This is a genomic window from Formivibrio sp. oc-25 (genome assembly GCF_055810895.1).
Genome location: NZ_JBVVOL010000061.1, coordinates 1 through 4,394, shown reverse-complemented (window position 1 = coordinate 4,394; position 4,394 = coordinate 1). Strand labels below are relative to the sequence as shown.

The following is a 4,394-nucleotide window of genomic DNA, read 5'->3' as shown; positions in this document are numbered from 1 at the left end:
TCATCCGGGTTGACCAGCCCCTGCACCACCGATTCGCCCAGACCATACGAGGAAGTCACGAACACCACCTGGTCGAAACCGCTTTCGGTATCGATGGTGAACATCACTCCGGCCGCGCCCACGTCGGAACGCACCATGCGCTGGATGGTGCACGAGAGTGCCACCAGCTTGTGGTCGTAGCCCTGATGCACGCGGTAGGCAATGGCGCGGTCAGTGTAGAGCGAGGCGTAGACCTTGCGGATGGCATCGAGCACATTGGCCGCGCCGCGAATGTTGAGATAGGTCTCCTGCTGGCCGGCGAACGAAGCATCGGGCAGATCTTCGGCGGTGGCGGACGAACGCACCGCCACCGTCACCTCCTCGCCCAACGCGGCATAGCTGTCGACAATCGCCTGCTCCAGCGCGTCGGGCAGCGGCGTCAGCATGATCCAGTCGCGGATTTGTTTGCCGACTTCGGCCAGCGCATGTACGTCGTCGACATCCAACTCCGACAGCAAATCGTCAATACGCTGCGCCAAATCCAGATGCGACAGAAACTGGTGCCAGGCCTCGGCCGTGGTGGCAAAGCCACCCGGCACGCGTACCCCCTTGGCGGAGAGTTGCGAGATCAATTCGCCGAGCGAGGCGTTCTTGCCGCCCACCCGGTGAACATCGCTCATGCGCAGTTGGGATAAATCAATGACCAGCGGACTAACTAGGGATGATGCCTTCATATGTCACAGCTCCTTCGTAAGGGGTTTGTTGCTGCGCACAAATATATGGTATGAATTATTATGCAAACAACCAAAATGTAGTCGATTGTGAATAACTACATTTTTAACCATGGCGGTAAAATTTCTATTGCATAGAATGCTTTAACGTCAATCAAACAGCAATCACTCAAAGCACGGCGAACAAAAAACAAATGGCCAGATATAATGAAAATCTGGCCAGCTACAATATCACTTGTAAATTTGGAATAGAAAATAAACACCAGCCCTGGTTTCACACCATCAAAAAAATCGGGCTTGATTTACTTCATTTTCATTACCAAGGAGTTTGCATCAGAAATTTTCTTGCTAGCCAACTCAATGGACTTTTCAATCGATGACAAGAAAGATTTACCTTCATTACCATACTGACCAAGATACCAGTCACGTATTGGTTTGGCCAGTGCATGAAATTTTGCAGATTCATTGGGAGTAGGGATGTAGATCTTGCCCCCAGATTTACGGAATTCCTCATAAGCTTTTAGCTCCTTCCAAGGTTGCACCCCAAAGGTAACATCTGCAAATATACGAGAGCCATCCAACACGATCTGTTTCTCCGCCTCAGAGAGCTTCTGAAATTTAGCATTACCAATAAACCACATATTAGTCATGTATGCATTGCGATCCAGCGTCAGGAATTTCATCGACTCATTCAGTTTGCCGGAGGTCACATCACTGATGGAGTTAAGCGATCCCTCGATCACGCCGGTTGTGGCGGCCGTATAGACTTCAGACCAAGGTAAAGGTGTGGGTGAAGCGCCCATACTGCGCACCAAGGTCTGCTGGATTGGCGACTCGATCGTTCGGATCTTCATCCCTTTCATATCCGTAGGACTTTTGACCGGCCTGGTCTTTGTCAGGATGCCGCGCCAGCCGCCAGTCTGACCAATCGACATCAGCATGACCTGGTTTTTGCTTGCTTTTAGCATGCGCTCACGTATGTCCTGCTCAAGTGGTCCTTGCAGTACTTCCTTCACGACACGATCAGAGTTAAAAAGGTAAGGAATGTCTAACGCCTGGATCGGCGGATAGATTACCGACGCCATGCCAGCTGTTCCATTGAACACATCCACCACGCCAGCCTTCATTAGCTCGAAACACTCAGCCGCTGAACCACATAGCTGTGCGCCAGGAAACAGCTTCACCGAAATACTGCCACTCGAGACAGTCTCAACGTAATTCTTAAAAACTTGTGCACCATCGTAGTCTTCGTCTGAAATTCCCGCCAGCACAGCCAGATTTAGCTCAGTAGCAGCGCTGGCCGGCACACATAATCCCAATGCCGTCACAACGGCAAGTACAATCCTTGTTATATTACTCACCTTGATTTTAACCATCATTTCACTTCTCCTTCTCTAATTATTATTCAACATTATTTATTAATTATTTGACATACCCCATCACGCGCGGCAAGAATAAAACTAGATCTGGCACATAGGTGATAAGGAAAAGAACCGCCAGTTCAGCAAAAAACAAAGGCATCATTTCTTTTGCAATAACTTCAATCTTCTCGCGACTAATCCCGCTTACAACAAAAAGCACCAACCCCATCGGCGGCGTAATAAGGCCAATGATCATGTTGATACTCATCACTACGGCAAAGTGAATTGGATCAACACCTAGCCCTGTCATCACAGGAGCCAGTATGGGAGCAAGCATCAGAATTGCCGGCCCAGCATCGACTATCATTCCAACACCTAGCAGCAATAAATTAACAACCAAGAACATTAGATTAGGATCTTCCGTTATTCTCAAAACAATCCCCGATGCCATCTGGGGCAAGCCTTTCAGACTGATCACGGAAGCGAACGCGACAGCTGCACCCACTAGCATCAAGATCACGGCCGAACTCAATGCCGTCTTTGAGAAAATACAAGGAATATCCTTCCATTTTATTTCCTTGGTGTAGAAGACTCCAAGAATCATGGAGTAAACGGCAGCAATCGCAGCAGCTTCAGTTGGAGTAAACAAGCCACCAAGTATTCCACCGATTAAGACAGCAGGAGTAAGCAGGGGCAGGAATGCCTCTTTGCCGGTACGGAAAATTTCCTTCAGCGAAGGTTTGGTTTCAGAACGTGGCAAATTCTGCGATGGTGCACGGATTGCAATTACCATAATTAGCGCCAATGCAATTAGCAGCCCAGGAATAACGCCGCCTGCAAACATTGCTGCCACCGACACATTCATAATGAAGGCATAAAGAATAAATATTCCACTTGGCGGTATGATCGATACGATCACGGCCGAAGCTGCGATCACGGCCGAAGCGTAGCGATTACTGTAGCCCTGGCTACGCATCGCGGGAATCATGAGTGATCCTAGAGCAGAGGCATCCGCCACTGCCGAGCCGCACCCTCCAGCCAGCATCACCGAAGAGCACACAGAGACATGAGCAAGGCCACCGCGAAGGTGACCAACGAACGAGTTTGCGAAGGCTGCCATACGCCTCATGACTCCACCTGCCGTCATCATCTCGCCTGCAAGAACAAAAAACGGCAAAGCCATGAGCGGAAAGCTGTCAATACCTGCATACAGGCGATACATGAGCAGGTTCAGAAAAACCTCCCTACCCTCCAATGTCAATGCAATTCCTGGCGCAGCAAGCATCAGATAGATCATGGGGGTGCCAATGATAAGCAGCCCTAGGAAAAGCCCAAGAAATACGAATTCCATGATTTTCCGTCCTCACCTCAATACATTATTCAGCTGCGTCCACAACCACATGGGCAGGGGGCCGAACAGTTGTAATTCCCGAAATTTTCGCCACAATTCGCAGCACATTTTCGAGTGAACATAAGAGTGTCAGACCGAAACAAATTGGCAATACCATGTAAATCCAACCCATGGTGATCTGAAGAGCCTGACTTGTGGTATCCATACCTCGCTCGATCATTCCAATCGAAAGTTTGATAGCGACAATAAGCACGAGCATCGCAAGCAGCTCAAGTGCCAATTTGAGTAGTTGCCCCGGGATCGTATGCGCCCACGGAGCCACAACGAACTCAACCGCGACATTCATGCCGCGCTTATGGCCACTAGGAAAGTAGAGGAAGGTCATCCAGACCATCAAATTTCGGGCGACCTCCTCAGTCCAGTGAAAGCTGTAGTTGAAACTGAATCGCGCAATGACATGCGTCGTAACAACTGCGGTCATGATCATCAAGGTTGCGGTTGCAAGCTTTCCTGTTACCGAGGTTGTAAAAGTATTGACACGATCGAGAGAATGGATAGATGTAGTTAACATCGTCGGCCTCTAATTGTCGATGGAAAAGTAAGCACGCGAAATAATCAGAATTTTCACAGCCACACTTCCTTGAAAAATAATTATTATTTGTTCGCCGCTTATCTTAAATTAGCCGCACCAGCCCTATCAAAACCTAGTTAATTGAGAAATTAAAACAATCACATCTTACAACTTATAAAACAAGCGCCAAAATCAAATATACAGAACAACAGCCAATACCATATTTCAGCTGAATTAATACAATTCAGATCAATCAAAACCGTCAAAACACCATGACAATCACCTCCAAATATAAATTAACAGGCTGGTGAAAAACCAAATCCTACCTTCGGTTTTTCACCCCTGAATTTCAAAAAACTGCTTCCTCTTCAAAATCAGCCTGATTTTTCGTCAAATCAGAC

Annotated in this window: 4 protein-coding genes; all 4 read right to left on the bottom strand. The window is 48.1% G+C overall.

Annotated features, from left to right (window positions below; genetic code table 11):
- Positions 1 to 713 (bottom strand): PEP/pyruvate-binding domain-containing protein (locus AC0KVQ_RS16150; protein WP_473422220.1); only part of this gene is annotated, 713 nt, incomplete at its 3' end.
- Between the two features lie 299 nt (positions 714 to 1,012).
- Positions 1,013 to 2,089 carry a TRAP transporter substrate-binding protein DctP gene (gene dctP, locus AC0KVQ_RS16145; protein ID WP_473422219.1) on the bottom strand — a complete coding sequence of 359 codons (1,077 nt, stop codon included), beginning with the start codon at positions 2,087 to 2,089 and terminating at the stop codon, positions 1,013 to 1,015.
- Between the two features lie 43 nt (positions 2,090 to 2,132).
- A complete protein-coding gene (locus tag AC0KVQ_RS16140) occupies positions 2,133 to 3,422 on the bottom strand; it encodes a TRAP transporter large permease (protein ID WP_473422218.1) in 1,290 nt (429 codons plus the stop codon).
- Positions 3,423 to 3,447: 25 nt separating this feature from the next.
- Positions 3,448 to 3,993, bottom strand: coding sequence for a TRAP transporter small permease (locus AC0KVQ_RS16135; protein WP_473422217.1), 546 nt, complete (start codon positions 3,991 to 3,993; stop codon positions 3,448 to 3,450).
- Positions 3,994 to 4,394 lie beyond the last annotated feature (401 nt).